A 17,957-nucleotide genomic window follows, 5' to 3' on the forward strand; every position below is an offset into this window, starting at 1 on the left:
GACTGAGTCACCCGGTCGATGTCGCGCTTCCCCGTGAGCGGGCACTGCGCTTGCGCAGATGATAGGTCAGCGCCAGTTGCAGGCAGTGGCGCAGTTCCGCCTCCGGCAGTGCGTCGTCGGGCCCAAAATGGAGGGCGCGGTTGCCGACGCAGCGCAGCGTCGACGGATAGAGCTCCGAAAAGCGTTCCACCAGGCCGGTATGGCAGATGAAATAAAGCGCGTATCCGTCCTGGCCGCGCAGCGCACCCAGGCGTATCGTGCTGCCGCTGCGCGAGCGCGTGGTGAGATAGGCCGGCTGACCCCATTTCAGCGTCTCCTCGAGCGCGCCGACGCCCTTGGTGGTCGCGGCGGTCTCCAGGATAAGACGCCGGAGCGCCAGAAGCCGGCCTCGCAAGGCGGGCGGCCATGCCGCGAAGACCGCGCGCACGGCATCGTCGGCGATCGGCGGCGTTGTCGTCGTGTCGGCCATCGACCCTCGTCCCCCGTGCTGCGTTGGATCGGGTACGGTCCTTCCGTGCCCGAAGCCCGGTCGCGGTTAGGGCGTGAAGCGAGCCAGGTGTTCCACATCTGCGATCGCGGCGGGATCGGACTGCGGCGGCGCGGGCGAAAAGAGCCGCGCCTCGGGATCGCCATCGTCAGTGCCGGAAAACACCGCCCTGCCGTCGCGCATCGCCACCTGGCCGCGCGCGACCATCCCGAGGGCCATCGCATAGAGCTTGTGCTCGGCCAGAAGCACGCGCACGGCCAGCGAATTTTCGCTGTCGCTCGACAACACCGGCACCGCCGCCTGAGCGATGATCGGGCCGTCATCCATGGTTTCTGTGACGAAATGGACGGTGCAACCGTGGAGGCGCACGCCTTGCGCGAGCGCTCGGCGATGGGTGTTCAAGCCCGGAAAGGCCGGCAGCAGGGACGGGTGGATGTTGATCATCCGGCCTTCCCATGCCGCCACGAAGCGGGGCGTCAAAAGCCGCATATAGCCGGCCAGGCAGACGATGTCGGGCTTGTATTCGCCGAGCGCGCGGCCGATTTCGGCCTCGTGCGCGGCCCGGTCGGCATAGTCGCGATGCGGGATCGCGACCGTTTCGATACCGTGTCCGCGGGCGATCTGCAGGCCGGCCGCGTCCGGCTCGTTGCTGATCACCGCGACGATCTCGGCCGGGAAGTCGGCAGCGGCCGCCGCCGCGATCAGCGCTTCCATGTTGGAGCCGCGCCCGGAGATCAGGATGGCCACACGCCGGCGCGCCCTCATAACGCGATCGTCCCGCGATAGATCACGCCGGCATCGCGCCGCGGCACGATCCGTCCGATCGAGGTCACGGTTTCGCCGGCCTGGTTGAGCACGGCGGCGACCTGAGCGGCCTGGCCGGCCGCCACCACCGCGATCATGCCGATCCCGCAATTGAAGGTGCGCAGCATTTCTTCATCGGCCACGCCGCCCTCGCGCCGCAGCCAGCCGAACACCGGCGGTGCATCGATCGCGTCCAGGTCGATCTCGGCCGACCAGTCCCCGGTCAGCACACGCGGAATATTGTCGGGAAAACCGCCGCCGGTAATGTGGGCGAGCGCCTTGATGCCGTGGGTGCCGCGCACCGCGTTCAGCAGCGGCTTGACGTAGATCCGGGTCGGTTCGAGCAGCGCCTCGGCCAGCGTCCGCTCCGGCGCGAACGGGGCGGGCGCGTCCCAGGCCAGGCCGGCCTTGTCGACAATCCGGCGCACCAGCGAGAACCCGTTCGAATGCACGCCCGACGACGACAGGCCCAGGATCACGTCGCCCTCGGCAATGTCGTCGGTCGGCAGCAACTGGCCGCGTTCGGCCGCTCCCACCGCAAAGCCCGCCAGATCGTAGTCACCGTCCCGGTAAAGGCCGGGCATTTCCGCGCTTTCGCCGCCGATCAGCGCGCAGCCGGCCTGGCGGCAGCCGGCTGCGATGCCCGAAACGATCGCGGCACCCTGGTCCGGGTCGAGCCGGCCAGTGGCGAAGTAGTCGAGGAAAAAAAGCGGTTCGGCGCCCTGCACGACGAGGTCGTTGACGCACATCGCCACCAGGTCGATGCCGACCGTGTCGTGAATGCCGGCCTCGATCGCGATTTTCAGCTTGGTGCCGACCCCGTCATTGGCCGCCACCAGCACCGGATCGCTGAAGCCGGCGGCTTTGAGGTCGAACAGGCCGCCGAAACCGCCGATCTCGCCGTCGGCGCCGGGGCGCCGCGTGGAGCGGACCAGCGGCTTGATCTTGTCGACCAGGGCGTTGCCGGCGTCGATGTCCACGCCGGCCTCGGCGTAGGTGAGACCGTTCTTGCCCTGGCTCATGGCGTTTCCCGTCGCTTCGGCCGCCGGCACGTCGCCGCCGGCGGACCCTGTCAGGCGGCTCTTCGCATGAAGGCGCCCGGGCTGCAAGGCCGGCCCCGGCCCGCCCGCCGCCATCAACGGATTTATCCCGTGCGGCGCTCCCGGCTTGAAGGCCGGTCCGAAACCGTCCATCTATCGGCACGAGATTTCGCGACCGGTCCGGAGAGCCATCGTGACCATACCAAATGTGATCACCATTCTGCGCTTTTTTCTGGTGCCGGCCGTGGTGTTCGCGCTGCTGACCGACAAGATGGGTTGGGCGTTGGCCGGCTTCGTGATCGCCGGCGTGTCCGATGGGGTCGATGGTTTCATCGCCCGTCAGTTCGACCAGCGTTCCGAGCTTGGCGCCTATCTCGACCCGATGGCCGACAAGCTGCTCTTGGTGTCGGTTTTCGTCGTGCTCGGCTACATGGGCGAACTGCCTCTATGGCTGGTGATCGCGGCGGTCTCGCGCGACGCGCTGATCGTGGCGGCGGTGCTGTTGTCGACCATCATGGGCAATCCGGTCGAGGTAAAGCCGCTTTTCGTCTCCAAGGCCAACACCGCCGTCCAGATCGTTCTGGCGGCGCTGGTTCTGGCGGAACTGGCCTTCGACGGTCAGGCCGGCGCGCTGCGCGGCGCACTGGTCATTGTCTCCGGCCTCTTGACCCTGGCTTCGGCTGCGGCCTATCTCGTGGCTTGGCTCCGGCACATGAACGATTATGGCGAAAGCGCGAACCCAGGCGAGTGAGAACCACAACGAGGCGTACCGCGTCGCGGCCGCCTCGCTGCGTCGTCAGGTTCTGTTCTGGATGATCGCGGCCGCGCTGCTGATCCTGTTCCTGCTCATTTTCAGCTCCATCCTGCTGCCCTTCGTCGCCGGCATGGTGCTGGCCTATTTTCTCGATCCGGTCGCCGACAAGCTGGAAAGCTACGGCCTGTCCAGGCTTGCCGCCACCATCGTCATCCTGATCGGGTTTCTGCTTGCCTTCGTGCTGGCGCTGATGGTGATCGTGCCGATCCTGGCGACTCAGCTCGCCGATTTCGGCGCCAAGCTGCCGGACTATTTTTCGCGCCTTCAGTCCCTGGTCATGAACATCGACCCGGCCTGGCTGGAACGCACGATCGGCGTCAATTCGCAAAGCCTGCGCGAGGCGTTGAGCTCGCTGATCAGTTCCGGCGCCGGCTTTTTGACCGGGCTGTTCCAGTCGTTGTGGTCGTCGGGCATGGCGATCATCAACATTGCCGGCCTTCTGGTCGTCACCCCGGTGGTCGCCTTCTACATGCTGCTCGACTGGGATCGGATGATCGAGACCGTCGACGGCTGGGTGCCGCGCGAGCATGTCGGCACGGTGCGCCAGCTCGCCACAGACATCAACACCGCCACCGCCGGCTTCCTGCGCGGGCAGGGCACTTTGTGCCTCATCCTCGGCGTCATGTACGCGGTCGGCCTGACGGTGGTCGGGCTCAATTTCGGCCTGCTGATCGGTCTGGTCGCCGGGTTGATCAGTTTCATTCCCTACATCGGCTCCCTGGTCGGTCTGACGCTGTCGGTCGGGGTCGCCTTCGTTCAGTTCTGGCCGGACTGGATGATGGTCGCCGCCGTGGCCGCGATCTTCTTCGGCGGCCAGTTCATCGAGGGCAACATTTTGCAGCCCAAGCTGGTCGGCAAGAGCGTCGGCCTGCATCCGGTCTGGCTGATGTTCGCGCTGTTCGCCTTCGGCACGCTGTTCGGCTTCGTCGGCCTTTTGATCGCCGTTCCGGCCGCCGCCGCGGTGGCGGTGCTGGTCCGCTTCGCGCTCGCCCGCTACCTCGCCTCGCCCATGTATCGGGGCCATGGAACGTCCGGCGAGTGACCGGCCGGGTTTGAGAATGTCCGCTACGCCTCCACCCCGGCAATTGCCGCTCGATCTCGGCCATCGGGCCGACTATTCGCGCGATCACCTGATCGTTTCGGACGCCAACGCGGCCGCGGTCGCCATGATCGACCGCTGGCCGGACTGGCCCGCGCCGGTGGTCGTCTTGGCGGGGCCGACCGGCTCGGGCAAGACGCATTTGGCCGATATCTGGAGGGCGCGGGCGGCCGCGATCGCGCCGGCGGTCGGCGATATCGCGGCGGTCGATCCGGCCGTGCTCGCCGAGCGCCCCATCCTGGTCGACGGCATCGCGCCCGGCGCCTTCGACGAGACGGCGCTGTTTCACCTGATCAACGCCGTACGCGCGGCCGGATCGAGCCTGCTTTTGACCTCGCGTCATTTCCCGGCGGCCTGGGGCATCGGGCTTGCCGATCTCAACTCCCGCCTGAAGGCGGCGACGCTGGTCGAGATCGGCGAACCGGACGATAGGCTGCTCGCCGGCGTCATCACAAAACTCTTCGCCGACCGGCAAATCGAGATCGAGCGCCATGTCGTGCAGTATCTGATTGCCCGCATCGAGCGGTCGCTGTCGACCGCGAACCGGGTGGTCGAGCGGCTCGACCGCGCCGCGATGGAGCAGAAATGCCGGATTTCGCGGGCGCTGGCGGCCCAGGTGATCGGCGCCATGGACGCCGGGCAGGGCGGGCTCGACCTGTGAGTGCGGCGGGCCGCGCCGCTGCAAAAGCGGTTGCGGTCGGCGCGCGACCTGTGTATCCCACGGCCTCCGTCCGCAGTCGGAGCGTAGCGCAGCCTGGTAGCGCATCTGGTTTGGGACCAGAGGGTCGCAGGTTCAAATCCTGCCGCTCCGACCATTTTTTCAATGTACGACCCGGGTTCGGCCCGCATGATTGACGGCCGCTCCGGCCGGAGACCGGATGCCGATCTTGCCACGGCCGGCAGATCGCGCGCCGCGCGGGCTTGGCAAACGGCCTGATTCTGGCTAGGGCAGTGCCGACAGTCGCATTCGCGTCAAAAAGCAGGAAACACCGATGTCTGCCCGCATCTACAGCCCGGCCAAGACCGCCATGCAGTCCGGCAAGGCCAAGACCGGACGCTGGATTCTCGAATTCGAGCCCGAAAAGCCGCGCAAGATCGATCCGCTGATGGGCTATACCAGCTCGGCCGACATGAAGAGCCAGATCAAGCTCTCCTTCGAGACCCGCGAAGAAGCCGTCGCCTACGCTAAGAAACAGGGCGTGGCCTTCCGCGTCGAGGAGCCGAAGGAACTGCGCCGGCGCCAGATTTCCTATGCGGAAAATTTCCGCTATGACCGCAAGACGCCCTGGACGCATTAGAGTGCCCGGGCTGCGCGCGGTGCCGCCGGGCGCCGCGACGGTCCCGTAGCTCAGCTGGATAGAGCACCGGCCTTCTAAGCCGATGGTCGCAGGTTCGAGTCCTGCCGGGATCGCCAGCTATTTCATGTACGACCCGGAGAGATAGGTAACAGATTGTCCCTAAGACATGGGTGACAACCCCGTGCCGAACGGGTTGTCGATCATCTGCAAGCGTCCGCCGTTCAGCCCGATCCGGCCGCCGCCAGCCCGCGCTGGAGGTCGGCCTTGATGTCGGCGACGTCCTCGAGCCCGATCTGCAGCCGGATCAGCGGGCCGCCATAATCTTTCTTCGCCACCGTGCGGTCGCCGAGCCACACATGCACGGCGAGGCTTTCGTAGCCGCCCCAGGAATAGCCGAGCCCGAACAGGGTCAGCGCGTCGAGAAAGGCATGCGCCTTTTCCGTGCCGCCGCCATCGAGCACGATCGAGAAAATCCCGCTCGCACCGGAAAAGTCGCGTTTCCAAATCGCGTGGCCGGGATGGCTTTCGAGACCGGGATGCAGCACCCGGGCAACGCCGTCGCGGCCTTCCAGCCAGTGCGCGAGTTCGAGCGCGCTCTGCTGGTGGCGTTCGAGCCGCACGCCCATCGTGCGCAGGCCGCGCAGCACCTGGTAGACGTCGTCGGGGCCGGCGCAGGCGCCGAGCGTGTGATGGGTCGCAAGCAGCTTGGGCCAGTGTTCGGCATTGGCCGACACGGTGCCCAAGAGCACGTCGGAATGGCCGGCGGGATATTTGGTCGCGGCATGGATCGAAATGTCGACGCCGTGCTCGAGCGGGCGAAAATAGACCGGCGTCGCCCAGGTGTTGTCCATCATCACCACCGCGCCCCATTGCTTGGCCGCCTTGGCGATCGCGGGAATGTCCTGCATCTCGAACGTGTTGGACCCCGGCGCCTCGGTGAACACCACGCGCGTGTTGGACTTCATCAGCGAGGCGATGCCCGCGCCGATCTCCGGCGCGTAATATTGCACCTCGACGCCGAGCCGGGTGAGCATCGTATCGGCGAAATTGCGGGTCGGATGGTAGACGGAATCAACGATCAGCACATGGTCCCCGGCCGACAGGAAGGCGAGGAGAGGCACCGTCACCGCCGCCAGGCCGGAGGGTACGACGATCGTGCCGGCGGAGCCCTCGAGCGCGTCGATCGCCTCGGCCAGCGCATCGCTGGTCGGCGTGCCGCGCGTGCCGTAGGTGTATTTCTGATCGCGCGCGGCCATGGTCGCGGCGTCGGGGAAAAGCACCGTCGAGGCATGCACGACGGGCGGGTTGACGAATCCGAAAAAGTCGCGCGGATCGTTCCCGCAATGTGTCAGGAGGGTGTTGATCCCCGGCGTCGGCGTCTTGGTGTTCATCGGTCCTCGCATGGGTTGCGACCGTGCAAGCCTTAGTCGCGGCGCGGGCGCGAGGCAATATCGCAGGCCGGCTGAACCAAGGATTGCCCCGCGCTGGCCTTCCCGACGCCGCCAAGGCTTGTCAGGCCGGCGCCGTTTGGTGCATGGCTGGCCGCGCGGACAGGAACCGCGTTGCACGAAATCGGCAAAAAGGAAAAAGAATCCGGATGACACGAGGTGCAGGTGCGTATTGGGCCTATCTGCGCGAGGCGCATGACCGGTTCTGGGCGCCGCCGCTCAGGCAGGACGGGGCCTCGGCCTGGTCCAACCGCATGACGCTTGTCGCGGTCGTCGGCGTCTACGCCATCTTCCTGCTGCATTTTTTGGATTCGACCCTAATCGACTATGTCCGCAGCACCAGCCCGGTCTTCGTCGATCTCAGCGCCAGGTTCACCGACGTCGCCAAGTCGACGGTCTATCTCGTCGTCGCGCTGGCGGTATTTTTGCTGGCCGGGGTGGTGGATTGGCGCCGGGCCGAACGGAAATGGAAGCCGGTCTGGGCGAAACTGTCGGGCCAGGCCGGTTTCGTGTTCCTGGCCGTCGCGGTCTCCGGCCTCTTTACGAATCTGGTCAAACTGATCGTCGGCCGTGCCCGGCCGAAATTCCTCGACACGCTCGGTCCGGCCCATTTCGATCCGTTTTCGCCCGGTTACGATTTCGCCTCCTTTCCGTCCGGCCACGCCCAGGTGGCCGGCGTCTTGACCATGGTTTTGCTGCTGTGGTTTCCGCGCGCCGCCGTCGCGATTTTGCCGCTCGGGCTGATCCTGGCTTCGATGCGCATCGGCGTGGCCGCCCACTACCCGACCGACGTCGTCGCCGGCTTCCTGGTGGGAACGCTTTACACGCTGTTCCTGGCGCGCTGGCTGGCCTTGCGCGGCATCGTGTTTCGCCTGCCGCCGGGGCGTTTTTGGCCCCGTCCGCGTTTCCGCAAGGCGTTCAGGAGCCTGTGGTCGCGCCCGGTTCGTGCCGGCTCGCCGTTTCGCGGATGAGTTGTAGGACCCCGGTTGGCCAAAAACCGCTTCGCAGACCCTCCAACGGTTTCTAATCCTGCCATTCACCCTTGACCAAAAGGTCAGAATGGCCTTCGATGCGCCGGTGAGCGGGAGGTGCAGAACAACGTCCGTCGACACGGCGTTGGTCCGGGTGGGTTCCGGGCGAAATGCTCAGCTTCCGAGAGGGAAAAACAACGGGGATCGAGACCCCGGGAAAACAGAAAAGGGTTCCATTATGACAGCCAAACTTCTGACCGGCGTATTTGGCGCGGCGGTTCTCGGGCTCGCCGCATCCGCAGCATCCGCCGCCACGCTCGACGACGTGAAGTCCAAGGGCTTCGTCCAGTGCGGCGTCAATACCGGTCTTGCCGGTTTCGCCGCCCCCAACGACCAGGGCGAATGGTCGGGCTTTGACGTCGATATCTGCAAGGCGGTCGCCGCGGCCGTTTTCGGCGATGCGACCAAGGTGAAGTACACGCCCACCACGGCGAAGGAACGCTTCACCGCGCTGCAGTCCGGCGAGATCGACATGCTGTCGCGCAATACCACCTGGACGCTCAGCCGCGACACCTCGCTCGGCTTCAACTTTGCCGGCGTCAACTATTATGACGGCCAGGGCTTCATGATCAACGCCAAGAAACTGCCCGGCGTCAATTCCGCGCTGCAGCTTTCCGGCGCTTCGGTCTGCGTGCAGACCGGCACCACGACGGAGCTCAATCTCTCCGACTATTTCCGTGCCAACAAGATGGAATACAATCCCGTCGTGTTCGAAAAGCTCGAGGAGGTCAACGCCGCCTACGATTCGGGCCGCTGCGACGTCTACACCACCGATCAGTCGGGCCTGTATTCGATCCGGCTGACCTTGTCGGCGCCCGACGATCACGTGGTGCTTCCCGAGATCATCTCCAAGGAGCCGCTCGGCCCGGTCGTGCGCCAGGGCGACGACCAATGGTTCGACATCGTCAAGTGGACGCTGAACGCGATGATCATCGCCGAGGAACTCGGCATCACCCAGACCAACGTTGACGAGATGAAGGGATCCGACAATCCCGAGATCAAGCGCGTGTTGGGCATGGAGCCGGATTCCACGCTCGCGGCCGATCTCGGTCTCGACAAGGAATGGGTCGTCAACGTCATCAAGGCGGTCGGCAATTACGGCGAGAGCTTCGAGCGCAATATCGGCCAGGACAGCCCTCTCAAGATCGCCCGTGGCCTGAACCAGCTCTGGACCAAGGGCGGCATCCTCTACGCTCCCCCGATCCGCTGATCTTTTCCTGGACCACCGGGAGGCGCTCCCACGTGCCTCCCGGCTATCAGGGTCGGGAGGGATCAGATGGCCAGTCAGGACACTGTCCGCGACGACGGCGTAGCGAAGGCCTCGTTGCTTTATGACCCGAAGGTTCGCGGGATCGTCTTTCAGGTCCTCGTCTTCGTAGGGTTGTTCGCGTTCGTCTACTGGATCGTGGGCAACACGATCGAGAATCTCCAGCGTTCCAACATTTCCTCCGGGTTCGGTTTTCTGAGCGGGCGCAGCGGCTTTGACGTCGCCACCAGCCTGATTGCCTACGATTCGGATTCCACCTATGGCCGCGCGCTCGTCGTCGGCCTGTTGAACACCCTCGTCGTTGCCGTTCTCGGCATCTTCACCGCCTCGCTGATCGGCTTCCTGATCGGTGTCGGACGCCTGTCGCGCAACTGGCTGGTGCGCAAGATCTGTACGGTCTATGTCGAGGTGTTCCGCAATATCCCGCCGCTGCTGGTGATCTTCTTCTGGTATTTCGGCGTCCTGTCCGTGCTGCCGCTGCCACGCGATTCGATCGGCCTGCCCTTCGGCTCCTATCTCAACAGTCGCGGCTTTTTCTTCCCCCGGCCGGTCTGGGGCGAAGGCGCCTGGCTGATCGCCCTGTCCTTGGTGGTGGCGCTCGCCATGATCTTTTTCGTCAGGCGGCGCGCAGTCGCGCGCCAGATGGCGACCGGCCAGCAATTTCCGGTTTTATGGACCTCGCTCGCATTGCTTGTCGGCCTGCCTCTTTTGGCATTCGCGCTGACCGGCTTCCCGCTCAGCTTCGAGTTTCCGCAATTGTCGACCTTCAATCTGGTCGGTGGCATTTCGGTGAAGCCCGAATTCCTGGCGCTCTATCTCGCCCTGTCCTTCTACACCGCCTCCTTCATCGCCGAGATCGTGCGCGCGGGCATTCTCGGCATCAGCAAGGGCCAGACCGAAGCGTCCTATGCCTTGGGGCTGCGGTCGGGAACGACATTGCGCCTCGTCATCATCCCGCAGGCTTTGCGCATCATCATTCCGCCGCTGACCAGCCAATATCTGAACCTGACCAAGAATTCGTCGCTGGCGATCGCGATCGGCTATCCCGATCTGGTCGCCATCGGCGGCACGATCCTCAACCAGACCGGCCAGGCGATCGAGGTCGTCGCCATCTGGATGGTCGTCTATCTCGGGCTCAGTCTTGCCACCTCGGTATTCATGAACTGGTTCAACGCCCGTATGGCGCTGGTGGAGCGGTAACATGCAGGAACACGACCTTTCCTTCGTGCGCGCCGAACTCGTCGCCAACCAGCCGGCGCCGAGAGGCGAGAAGGGGTTCGGCCACTGGCTGCGCAAGAACCTGTTCGCAACCCCGTTCGACGGCGTGCTGACGGTTCTGGCGCTGCTGTTTATCGCCTATTCGTTGCCGCCGCTTTTGAACTGGGCCTTCGTCGACGCGCAATGGACGGGCAGCGACCGCTCCTTCTGCGCCACCGTGGCCCAGGGCGGCATCCAGCCCGATGGGTGGTCGGGCGCCTGCTGGGCGTTTGTCGGGGCCAAGTTCCAGCAATTCCTATACGGGCGCTATCCGCTCGACGAGCGCTGGCGCGTTGCCCTGACCGGCCTCATGTTCGTGCTTTTGATCGTGCCGCTGCTCATTCCCCGCGTGCCGCACAAGGCGCTCAACGCGGCCCTGCTTTTCGTCGTGTTTCCGGTCGTCGCCTTTTTCCTGCTGGTCGGCGGCTGGTTCGGCCTGGACTATGTCGAAACGCCGCTGTGGGGCGGTCTGATGGTCACGCTGGTGCTGTCCTTTGTCGGTATCGCCGTCTCGCTGCCGCTCGGCATCGTGCTCGCGCTCGGCCGGCGGTCGCACATGCCAGTGGTCAAGATGATCTGCGTCATCTTCATCGAGACCGTGCGCGGCGTGCCGCTGGTCACGGTGCTGTTCATGGCCAGCGTCATGCTGCCGCTCTTCCTGCCGGCCGGCGTCACCTTCGACAAATTTCTGCGTGCGTTGATCGGTGTGGCCCTGTTTGCGTCGGCCTATATGGCCGAAGTGGTGCGCGGCGGCCTGCAGGCGATCCCCAAGGGCCAGTACGAGGGGGCGGATTCGCTCGGCCTCGGCTATTGGCAGAAAATGGGCCTGATCGTTTTGCCGCAGGCGCTCAAGCTGGTCATTCCCGGCATCGTCAACACCTTTATCGGGCTCTTCAAGGATACAAGCCTGGTCTACATTATCGGCATGTTCGATCTTCTGGGCGCCGTGCGACAGAACTTTTCGGATGCCACCTGGGCTTCGCCGCAGACACCGATGACGGGACTTGTTTTCGCGGGTTTCGTCTTTTGGTGCTTCTGTTTCGGCATGTCGCGCTACTCGATCTTCATGGAAAGGCTTCTCGACACGGGTCACAAACGATAACCGAGATCCACGGCCACGAATGAAAAAAGGGGAAACTCGATGGCTAGCGAAAATGCTGTCGGCGCCGATGAGATCGCCGTCGACAGGTCCAAGATGCAGGTATCCGACACGGACGTGGCGATCGAGATCGTCGGCATGCACAAATGGTACGGCGAGTTCCATGTGCTCAAGGACATCAATCTCAAGGTCATGCGCGGCGAGCGCATCGTGGTCTGCGGCCCGTCCGGTTCGGGCAAGTCGACGATGATCCGCTGCATCAACCGCCTCGAGGAGCACCAGAAGGGCAAGATCGTCGTCGACGGCATCGAGCTTACCAACGATCTGAAGAAGATCGACGAGGTCCGCCGCGAGGTCGGCATGGTGTTTCAGCATTTTAACCTGTTCCCGCACCTCACCATTCTGGAGAACTGCACGCTGGCGCCGATTTGGGTGCGCAAAACCCCGAAAAAGGAGGCCGAGGCGACGGCCATGCATTTCCTGGAGCGAGTCAAGATCCCCGAGCAGGCCGACAAATATCCCGGACAGCTTTCCGGCGGCCAGCAGCAGCGCGTGGCGATCGCGCGCTCGCTGTGCATGAACCCGCGCATCATGTTGTTCGACGAACCGACTTCGGCGCTCGATCCGGAAATGATCAAGGAAGTGCTCGACACGATGGTCGGCCTCGCCGAGGAGGGCATGACCATGATCTGCGTCACGCACGAGATGGGGTTCGCGCGCGAGGTCGCCAACCGGGTCATTTTCATGGATCAGGGCCAGATCGTCGAGCAGAACACGCCCGACAAGTTTTTCGACAACCCCCAGCACGAGCGCACGAAACTGTTCCTGAGCCAGATCCTGCATTGATTGGCCGGATCTGATGGTGCGCGGGGACGCCGGCCGCTCCCCACCGGTCCGGCTCAGCCCGAGGACTGCGTGACGTCCTGGCCGTAGAGCCAGTCGAGGTCGGCGGCCAGGCGCGTGCCGGAGCGTCGTTTGAGCACGAAATTGCGCACCAGCGCCACCGGCCCGGATGCGTTCCAGGCAAACCGGTTGAGCGCACCGCGTTGCTCGACGCGCAGCACCCGCGGCCGGCGCTCGGTTTCGTAAATTTGCAGGGCCAGCGGGATGTCGTCTTCATGGCGCGCGACGATGCCGGCCAGCACCTCGGCGTCCTCGATCGCCATTGCCGCGCCCTGTGCGGCGAACGGGGTCATGGCGTGCGCGGCATCGCCGATCAGCGCGACGCCTTCCGGGCGGGTCCACGGTCCCTTGGCGTCGACGACGTGCAGCGGCCAACTCGTCCAGCTTCCCGCATTTTCCACGAGTTCAAAAAGCGGTTTCGCTGCCCCGCTCACGGCATTTCTCAAGACGGTGGAATCGGTGCCGGCCGCCCAGCTGAGGCTTTGCGCGTCGCCTTTCGTCACCGCCACGAGATTGACCGCTGCTCCGGCGCGGATCGGATAGGCCACGATGTGAAACTGCGGATGCAGGAAGGCCGTTACCACGTCCGCGCCGATCAGCCGATCGGCAAAGCCCGTGCCCGAGCCGCGCCGCAGGGTCGTGCGCCAGGCGATGAGCCCGGTGAAGGAATCGTCCATGCCGTCGAGCGCGATCCCGCGCAGCGTCGACCACACGCCGTCGCTCGCAAGCAGCAATCCGCCGCTGGCTTCGTCGATCGCGCCGTTGCGATCGACCGACAGCGTGATGCCGTGTGCATGAAAGGCGGCGTCGCGTACGGCCGCCCCAGTCGTGATGGTGATGTTGGGATCCTGCTCGGCGCGCGCCAGAAGCGCGCTTTGCAGGTCGGCGCGATGGACGGTCAGATAGGGCGCGCCCCAGCGCCGCTCGGCGGCCTGTCCGAGCGGGACGCGGCCAAGCTCGACGAGCCCGCGCGCATCGCGCAACACGACGGCCTGTGGCCTGACGGCGGCCGGCAGAAGCCGGTCGAGCACGCCGAGGCGGCGCAGAAGCCGTGTCGCGTTGGGCGAAAGCTGCAGTCCGGCGCCGATCTCGGCGAAACCTGGTGCCCGCTCGAAAAGCCGCACCGAATAGCCGCGCTTTGCAAAGGCGATCGCTGCCGTCAGGCCGGCAATGCCGCCGCCGGCCACGAGCACCTGAAGCGATGGCGGGGAGGTCTTCACGGGGAAGACCGCCTCGTGCTCACGCCGCCTGCGGGCGGTAGAAACAGCCTGCCGGGCTGGTGTCTTCCGCGTTCAGCGCGGCGTTGAAGCGATAGAGCGTCGAGCAGTACGGGCAGACCAGTTCGTCCTCGTCGCCCATGTCGAGAAAGACATGCGGATGATCGAAGGGATCCGACGCGCCGACGCACATGAATTCCTTCACGCCGATCTCGACTGCCGCATGCCCGGCGTCGTTCTGGAAGTGCGGGATGGAATGGCCGGCCATCTGTCTGCTCCTCAAGGATCTTTCCGCTGCGCGTGACACGCGCCTCGCCTTTGTATCATATTCGGCGTATTTGCAAGGCTGGCGTCCGGCGCGCACACGCCGGCGGCGCGCCGGAAAACTGGCAATGAATCGCCGCCCGTGCAACATGAAATCGAATTGAGTGCGGTGATGAACGAACTAAAGCCCGTCCACAGCGAATTCCAGCAGGACGTCTCGACCGTCGCCGAGCTGGGCGAGGACACGCCCGAGCGGTTCGTCAATCGCGAGTTTTCCTGGTTGCAGTTCAACCGCCGGGTGCTCGACGAGGCCCAGAACCCGCGGCACGCGCTGCTCGAGCGGGTGCGGTTTTTGTCGATCTCGGCCGCCAATCTCGACGAGTTCTTCATGGTCCGGGTCGCTGGGCTCGCCGGCCAGGTCCGTGAGGGCATTGCGTTGCGCAGTCCTGACGGGCGCACGCCCGAGCAGCAGCTCGAGCAGGTGTTGCGCGAGGTCGAGCGTCTCCAGAACGACCAGCGCCAATCGCTCGCAACGCTGATGGAGCTCCTGGAGACGGAGAATATCGAGGTCGTGCGCGGTGCCGCGCTGTCGCCGGCGGAAAAGGCCGTGCTGGAGGAACATTTCCTCGAATCGATCTTTCCGGTGCTCACCCCGCTGTCGATCGATCCGGCCCACCCGTTCCCCTTCATTCCCAATCTGGGTTTTTCGATCGCCTTGCAGTTGTCGCGGCGCAAGGACGGCGCGGAGATGACGGCGCTGTTGCGCCTGCCGGTGGCGCTGAAGCGTTTCATTCGCCTGCCGGCGGAGCGTCCCGACGTGCGTTTCATCACGCTCGAACAGGTCGTGGGCCTGTTCATCGACCGGCTGTTTCCGGGCTACAAGGTCACGGGGTCGGGCACGTTCCGCATCATTCGCGACAGCGATATCGAGGTCGAGGAGGAGGCCGAGGATCTGGTGCGGCTGTTTGAGACGGCGCTCAAGCGGCGCCGGCGCGGCTCCGTGATCCGCATCGAATTCGAACGCGAGATGCCGGCTGCGCTACGCGATTTCGTCGCCGGCGAACTCGGCGTCCTGCCTGGCCGCATCAGCGTGTTGGAGGGGCCGCTGGCGCTGAGCCAGATTTCGGAGATCGTCTCGGTGCCGCGCGACGATCTGAAATTTCCGCCCTACAATCCGCGCTTTCCCGAGCGTATTCGCGATCATGGCGGCGATTGCCTGGCCGCCATTCGCGAAAAGGACATCATCGTCCACCACCCCTACGAATCCTTCGACGTGGTCGTCCAGTTTCTGCGCCAGGCCGCGCAGGATCCCGAGGTCGTGGCCATCAAGCAGACGCTTTACCGCACCTCCAACGACAGCCCGATCGTGCGCGCCCTGATCGACGCGGCGGAGGCCGGCAAGTCCGTCACCGCGCTGGTCGAGCTCAAGGCGCGCTTCGACGAGGAGGCCAATATACGCTGGGCGCGCGACCTCGAGCGCGCCGGCGTGCAGGTCGTCTTCGGTTTTCTGGAGTTGAAGACCCACGCCAAGATGTCGCTGGTCGTGCGGCGCGAGGACCAGAAACTGCGCAATTACGTGCATCTGGGCACGGGCAATTATCACCCCATCACCGCACGCATCTACACAGACCTGTCCTATTTCACCTGCGATCCCGAGATCGCGCGCGACGTGGCGCAGGTGTTCAATTTCATCACCGGCTATGCCGAGCCGGATCGCGAGATGCGGTTGGCGATCTCGCCCTTCACGCTGCGCGAGCGCATCCTGCACCACATTGCCGACGAGGTCGCGCATGCGCGCGCCGGCCGGCCCGGCCAGATATGGATGAAGATGAACGCGCTGGTCGACCCCGCGATCATCGACGCGCTTTACGGTGCCAGCCAGGTCGGCGTCGAGATCGACTTGGTCATTCGCGGCATCTGCTGCCTGCGGCCGCAGGTTGCCGGCTTGTCGGACAATATCCGTGTCAAGTCGATCGTCGGGCGTTTTCTCGAGCACAGCCGCATCTTCTGCTTCGGCAACGGCCACGGCCTGCCTTCCGACGAGGCGGTGCTGTATTTCTCGTCCGCCGATCTGATGCCGCGCAATCTCGATCGGCGCGTCGAGGCGCTGGTGCCGATCACCAACCCAACTGTGCATGAACAGGTGCTCGACCAGATCATGCTGGGAAATATCATGGACAACCAGCAGAGTTTCGAAATATTGCCGGACGGAACGTCGCGCCGCATGGCGCCGGAAGACGGGGAAGAGCCCTTCAATGCTCAGGAATATTTCATGACCAATCCAAGCCTGTCCGGGCGCGGAGACGCGCTGAAATCGAATGCCCCGAAACGCATCGTCCAGCACGGTCGGCGCAAGAAGGCCAGGCAAGCCCCTTCCTGATGATCGTGACATCCCAGGGGCGGCTTCAGGACCGCCATCCGCTTTCGGTCATCGATATTGGCTCCAACTCGATCCGCTTGGTCGTCTACGAGGGCATCGCCCGGGCCCCGACCGTTTTGTTCAACGAAAAGATGCTGGCTGGGCTCGGCAAGGCGATCGTGTCGACCGGCCGTCTCGACAGCGACGCGGTCCGGCGCGCGGTCGACGAACTGCGCCGTTTTCGTGCGCTGTCTGAGCAGGCCGGTGCGGAAGCACTTCACGTCATCGCCACCGCGGCGGCGCGCGAGGCCGAAAACGGCGCCGATTTCATCGAACGCGCCGAAGCCATTCTCGGCGTGCCCATCCAGGTCCTGAGCGGCCGCGAGGAAGCGCATTTTTCCGCGCTCGGCATCATTTCGAGCTTCTATCAGGCCGACGGCATTGCCGGCGACCTGGGCGGTGGCAGCCTCGAACTTGTCGACGTCAGACGCGACACGATCGGCGACGGCATCACACTGCCGCTCGGTGGGTTGCGCCTGCAGGACATGTCCAAGGGCTCCGTCGCCGCTGCGGCACGCATCGCGCGGCGCGAGATCGCGCGGGCGACATTGCTGAAGGGCGGGGAGGGGCGGAATTTCTACTGTGTCGGCGGCACCTGGCGAAATCTCGCCCGGCTGCACATGCACGTGACGGACTATCCGCTGCACGTGATGCACAATTACGAGATGGATGTCGACGGCTCCGCCGCCTTTCTCAAGCGCGTCGCGCGCGGTGACATCGACAAGATGAAGGGCATCCAGCACATCTCGAAAAACCGTCGCGCGCTTCTGCCTTACGGCGCGGCCGTGCTTCAGGAAATCATCCGGGTGATGAAACCCGGCAAGATCGTCATTTCCGGCCTCGGCGTGCGCGAAGGCTATCTTTATTCGCTGCTCGGCGAAAACGCGCGCCGCTCCGACCCGCTTCTTTCGGCGGCCGAGGAACTGGCCGTGCTGCGCGCCCGTTCCGTCACCCATGCCCGAGAGCTCGCCGACTGGACCGGCACGGCGTTTGCGGCTTTCGGGCTGGAGGAAACCGAGGAGGAGGCGCGCTACCGGCGCGCGGCCTGCCTACTGGCCGATATCGGCTGGCGGGCCCATCCCGACTATCGCGGCACCCAGTCGCTCAACATCATTGCCCACGGCTCCTTCATCGGGGTCAGCCACCCGGGGCGTGCCTATATCGCGCTGGCCAATCTCTACCGGCACGAAGGTTTGTTCAACGACGCTGCCGCGCCCGAAATGCGCGCTCTGGCCACGCCGCGCCTATTGGAGCGCGCGCGGATGCTGGGCGGGTTGCTGCGCGTCGTCTACCTGCTCTCGGCCTCGATGCCCGGCGTCATTCCCCAACTGCGCTGGGTGGCCAACGGCAAGGACGGCCTGGCGCTCGAAATCCCCAGGTCGCACGGCGCCTTGATGGGCGAACGGCCGGAGGGGCGGCTTCAGCAGCTCGCCAAGCTCAGCGGCCGTCCGCTGGAACTGCGCCTGGAGAGCGAGGATGAACCGCGCTAAGGCGCTTGTCCTGTCTCGAC

17 protein-coding genes and 2 tRNA genes are annotated in these 17,957 nt (G+C 64.9%); 13 read left to right on the top strand and 6 right to left on the bottom strand.

Going from position 1 to position 17,957, the window contains the following annotated elements:
• Positions 1-7: 7 nt before the first annotated feature.
• The 3 genes from EP380_RS04920 to purM form a co-directional block, all read right to left on the bottom strand.
• The gene (locus tag EP380_RS04920; protein ID WP_127597102.1) at positions 8-469 is read right to left on the bottom strand and encodes a DUF1801 domain-containing protein; all 462 of its coding nucleotides are present in this window, start codon (positions 467-469) and stop codon (positions 8-10) included.
• Between the two features lie 66 nt (positions 470-535).
• Positions 536-1,252, bottom strand: a complete 717-nt coding sequence (gene purN / locus EP380_RS04925; RefSeq protein ID WP_127597104.1) for a phosphoribosylglycinamide formyltransferase — start codon at positions 1,250-1,252, stop codon at positions 536-538.
• The gene (gene purM, locus EP380_RS04930; RefSeq protein WP_127597106.1) at positions 1,249-2,313 is read right to left on the bottom strand and encodes a phosphoribosylformylglycinamidine cyclo-ligase; all 1,065 of its coding nucleotides are present in this window, start codon (positions 2,311-2,313) and stop codon (positions 1,249-1,251) included. The genes purN and purM overlap by 4 nt, the downstream gene beginning before the upstream one ends.
• 211 nt (positions 2,314-2,524) lie before the next feature.
• On the opposite strand from purM, the gene EP380_RS04935 reads away from it, so the two are divergent.
• From EP380_RS04935 to EP380_RS04960, 6 genes are all read left to right on the top strand, one after another.
• Positions 2,525-3,082: a CDP-alcohol phosphatidyltransferase family protein gene (locus EP380_RS04935; protein ID WP_106572340.1), complete on the top strand. Its 558-nt coding sequence runs from the start codon at positions 2,525-2,527 to the stop codon at positions 3,080-3,082.
• Complete coding sequence (locus EP380_RS04940; protein ID WP_106572339.1) at positions 3,054-4,187, top strand: AI-2E family transporter; 1,134 nt, start codon at positions 3,054-3,056, stop codon at positions 4,185-4,187. Before EP380_RS04935 ends, EP380_RS04940 begins: the two co-directional genes overlap by 29 nt.
• A gap of 16 nt (positions 4,188-4,203) precedes the next feature.
• Entirely contained in the window at positions 4,204-4,905 is a 702-nt protein-coding gene (gene hdaA, locus EP380_RS04945) for a DnaA regulatory inactivator HdaA (RefSeq protein ID WP_127597108.1), read from the top strand.
• 77 nt (positions 4,906-4,982) lie between these two features.
• A tRNA-Pro gene (locus tag EP380_RS04950) sits at positions 4,983-5,059 on the top strand.
• A 177-nt stretch (positions 5,060-5,236) separates the two neighbouring features.
• Complete coding sequence (locus EP380_RS04955) at positions 5,237-5,542, top strand: ETC complex I subunit (protein ID WP_127597110.1); 306 nt, start codon at positions 5,237-5,239, stop codon at positions 5,540-5,542.
• A gap of 39 nt (positions 5,543-5,581) precedes the next feature.
• Positions 5,582-5,658: transfer RNA gene (locus tag EP380_RS04960), tRNA-Arg, on the top strand.
• Positions 5,659-5,763: 105 nt separating this feature from the next.
• Here the strand turns inward: EP380_RS04960 and EP380_RS04965 are convergent.
• Positions 5,764-6,933: a cystathionine beta-lyase gene (locus EP380_RS04965; RefSeq protein ID WP_164749762.1), complete on the bottom strand. Its 1,170-nt coding sequence runs from the start codon at positions 6,931-6,933 to the stop codon at positions 5,764-5,766.
• Between the two features lie 206 nt (positions 6,934-7,139).
• Here EP380_RS04965 and EP380_RS04970 point away from each other — a divergent pair, with 206 nt between their 5' ends.
• From EP380_RS04970 to EP380_RS04990, 5 genes are all read left to right on the top strand, one after another.
• Complete coding sequence (locus EP380_RS04970; protein WP_164749763.1) at positions 7,140-7,961, top strand: phosphatase PAP2 family protein; 822 nt, start codon at positions 7,140-7,142, stop codon at positions 7,959-7,961.
• A 238-nt stretch (positions 7,962-8,199) separates the two neighbouring features.
• Positions 8,200-9,231 carry an amino acid ABC transporter substrate-binding protein gene (locus tag EP380_RS04975; RefSeq protein ID WP_106572332.1) on the top strand — a complete coding sequence of 344 codons (1,032 nt, stop codon included), beginning with the start codon at positions 8,200-8,202 and terminating at the stop codon, positions 9,229-9,231.
• Between the two features lie 66 nt (positions 9,232-9,297).
• Positions 9,298-10,488: an amino acid ABC transporter permease gene (locus EP380_RS04980; protein WP_127597116.1), complete on the top strand. Its 1,191-nt coding sequence runs from the start codon at positions 9,298-9,300 to the stop codon at positions 10,486-10,488.
• A gap of 1 nt (position 10,489) precedes the next feature.
• Positions 10,490-11,647 (top strand): amino acid ABC transporter permease, encoded by a 1,158-nt coding sequence (locus tag EP380_RS04985; protein ID WP_106572330.1) that lies wholly within the window; start codon positions 10,490-10,492, stop codon positions 11,645-11,647.
• A gap of 39 nt (positions 11,648-11,686) precedes the next feature.
• Positions 11,687-12,490 (top strand): amino acid ABC transporter ATP-binding protein, encoded by an 804-nt coding sequence (locus EP380_RS04990; protein WP_127597118.1) that lies wholly within the window; start codon positions 11,687-11,689, stop codon positions 12,488-12,490.
• Positions 12,491-12,543: 53 nt separating this feature from the next.
• Here EP380_RS04990 and EP380_RS04995 read toward each other — a convergent pair whose 3' ends face one another.
• Together EP380_RS04995 and EP380_RS05000 are read right to left on the bottom strand one after the other, a co-directional pair.
• The gene (locus EP380_RS04995) at positions 12,544-13,767 is read right to left on the bottom strand and encodes an FAD-dependent monooxygenase (RefSeq protein WP_127597120.1); all 1,224 of its coding nucleotides are present in this window, start codon (positions 13,765-13,767) and stop codon (positions 12,544-12,546) included.
• Between the two features lie 19 nt (positions 13,768-13,786).
• Positions 13,787-14,032 carry a zinc-finger domain-containing protein gene (locus tag EP380_RS05000; protein ID WP_106572327.1) on the bottom strand — a complete coding sequence of 82 codons (246 nt, stop codon included), beginning with the start codon at positions 14,030-14,032 and terminating at the stop codon, positions 13,787-13,789.
• A gap of 168 nt (positions 14,033-14,200) precedes the next feature.
• Between EP380_RS05000 and EP380_RS05005 the strand changes: the two genes are divergently transcribed.
• A complete protein-coding gene (locus tag EP380_RS05005; RefSeq protein WP_127597122.1) occupies positions 14,201-16,408 on the top strand; it encodes an RNA degradosome polyphosphate kinase in 2,208 nt (735 codons plus the stop codon).
• Positions 16,408-17,937: an exopolyphosphatase gene (ppx, locus tag EP380_RS05010; protein ID WP_127597124.1), complete on the top strand. Its 1,530-nt coding sequence runs from the start codon at positions 16,408-16,410 to the stop codon at positions 17,935-17,937. The genes EP380_RS05005 and ppx overlap by 1 nt, the downstream gene beginning before the upstream one ends.
• The last annotated feature ends 20 nt before the right edge of the window (positions 17,938-17,957 follow it).

This window comes from Nitratireductor alexandrii, assembly GCF_004000215.1.
GTDB lineage: Bacteria > Pseudomonadota > Alphaproteobacteria > Rhizobiales > Rhizobiaceae > Mangrovimarina > Mangrovimarina alexandrii.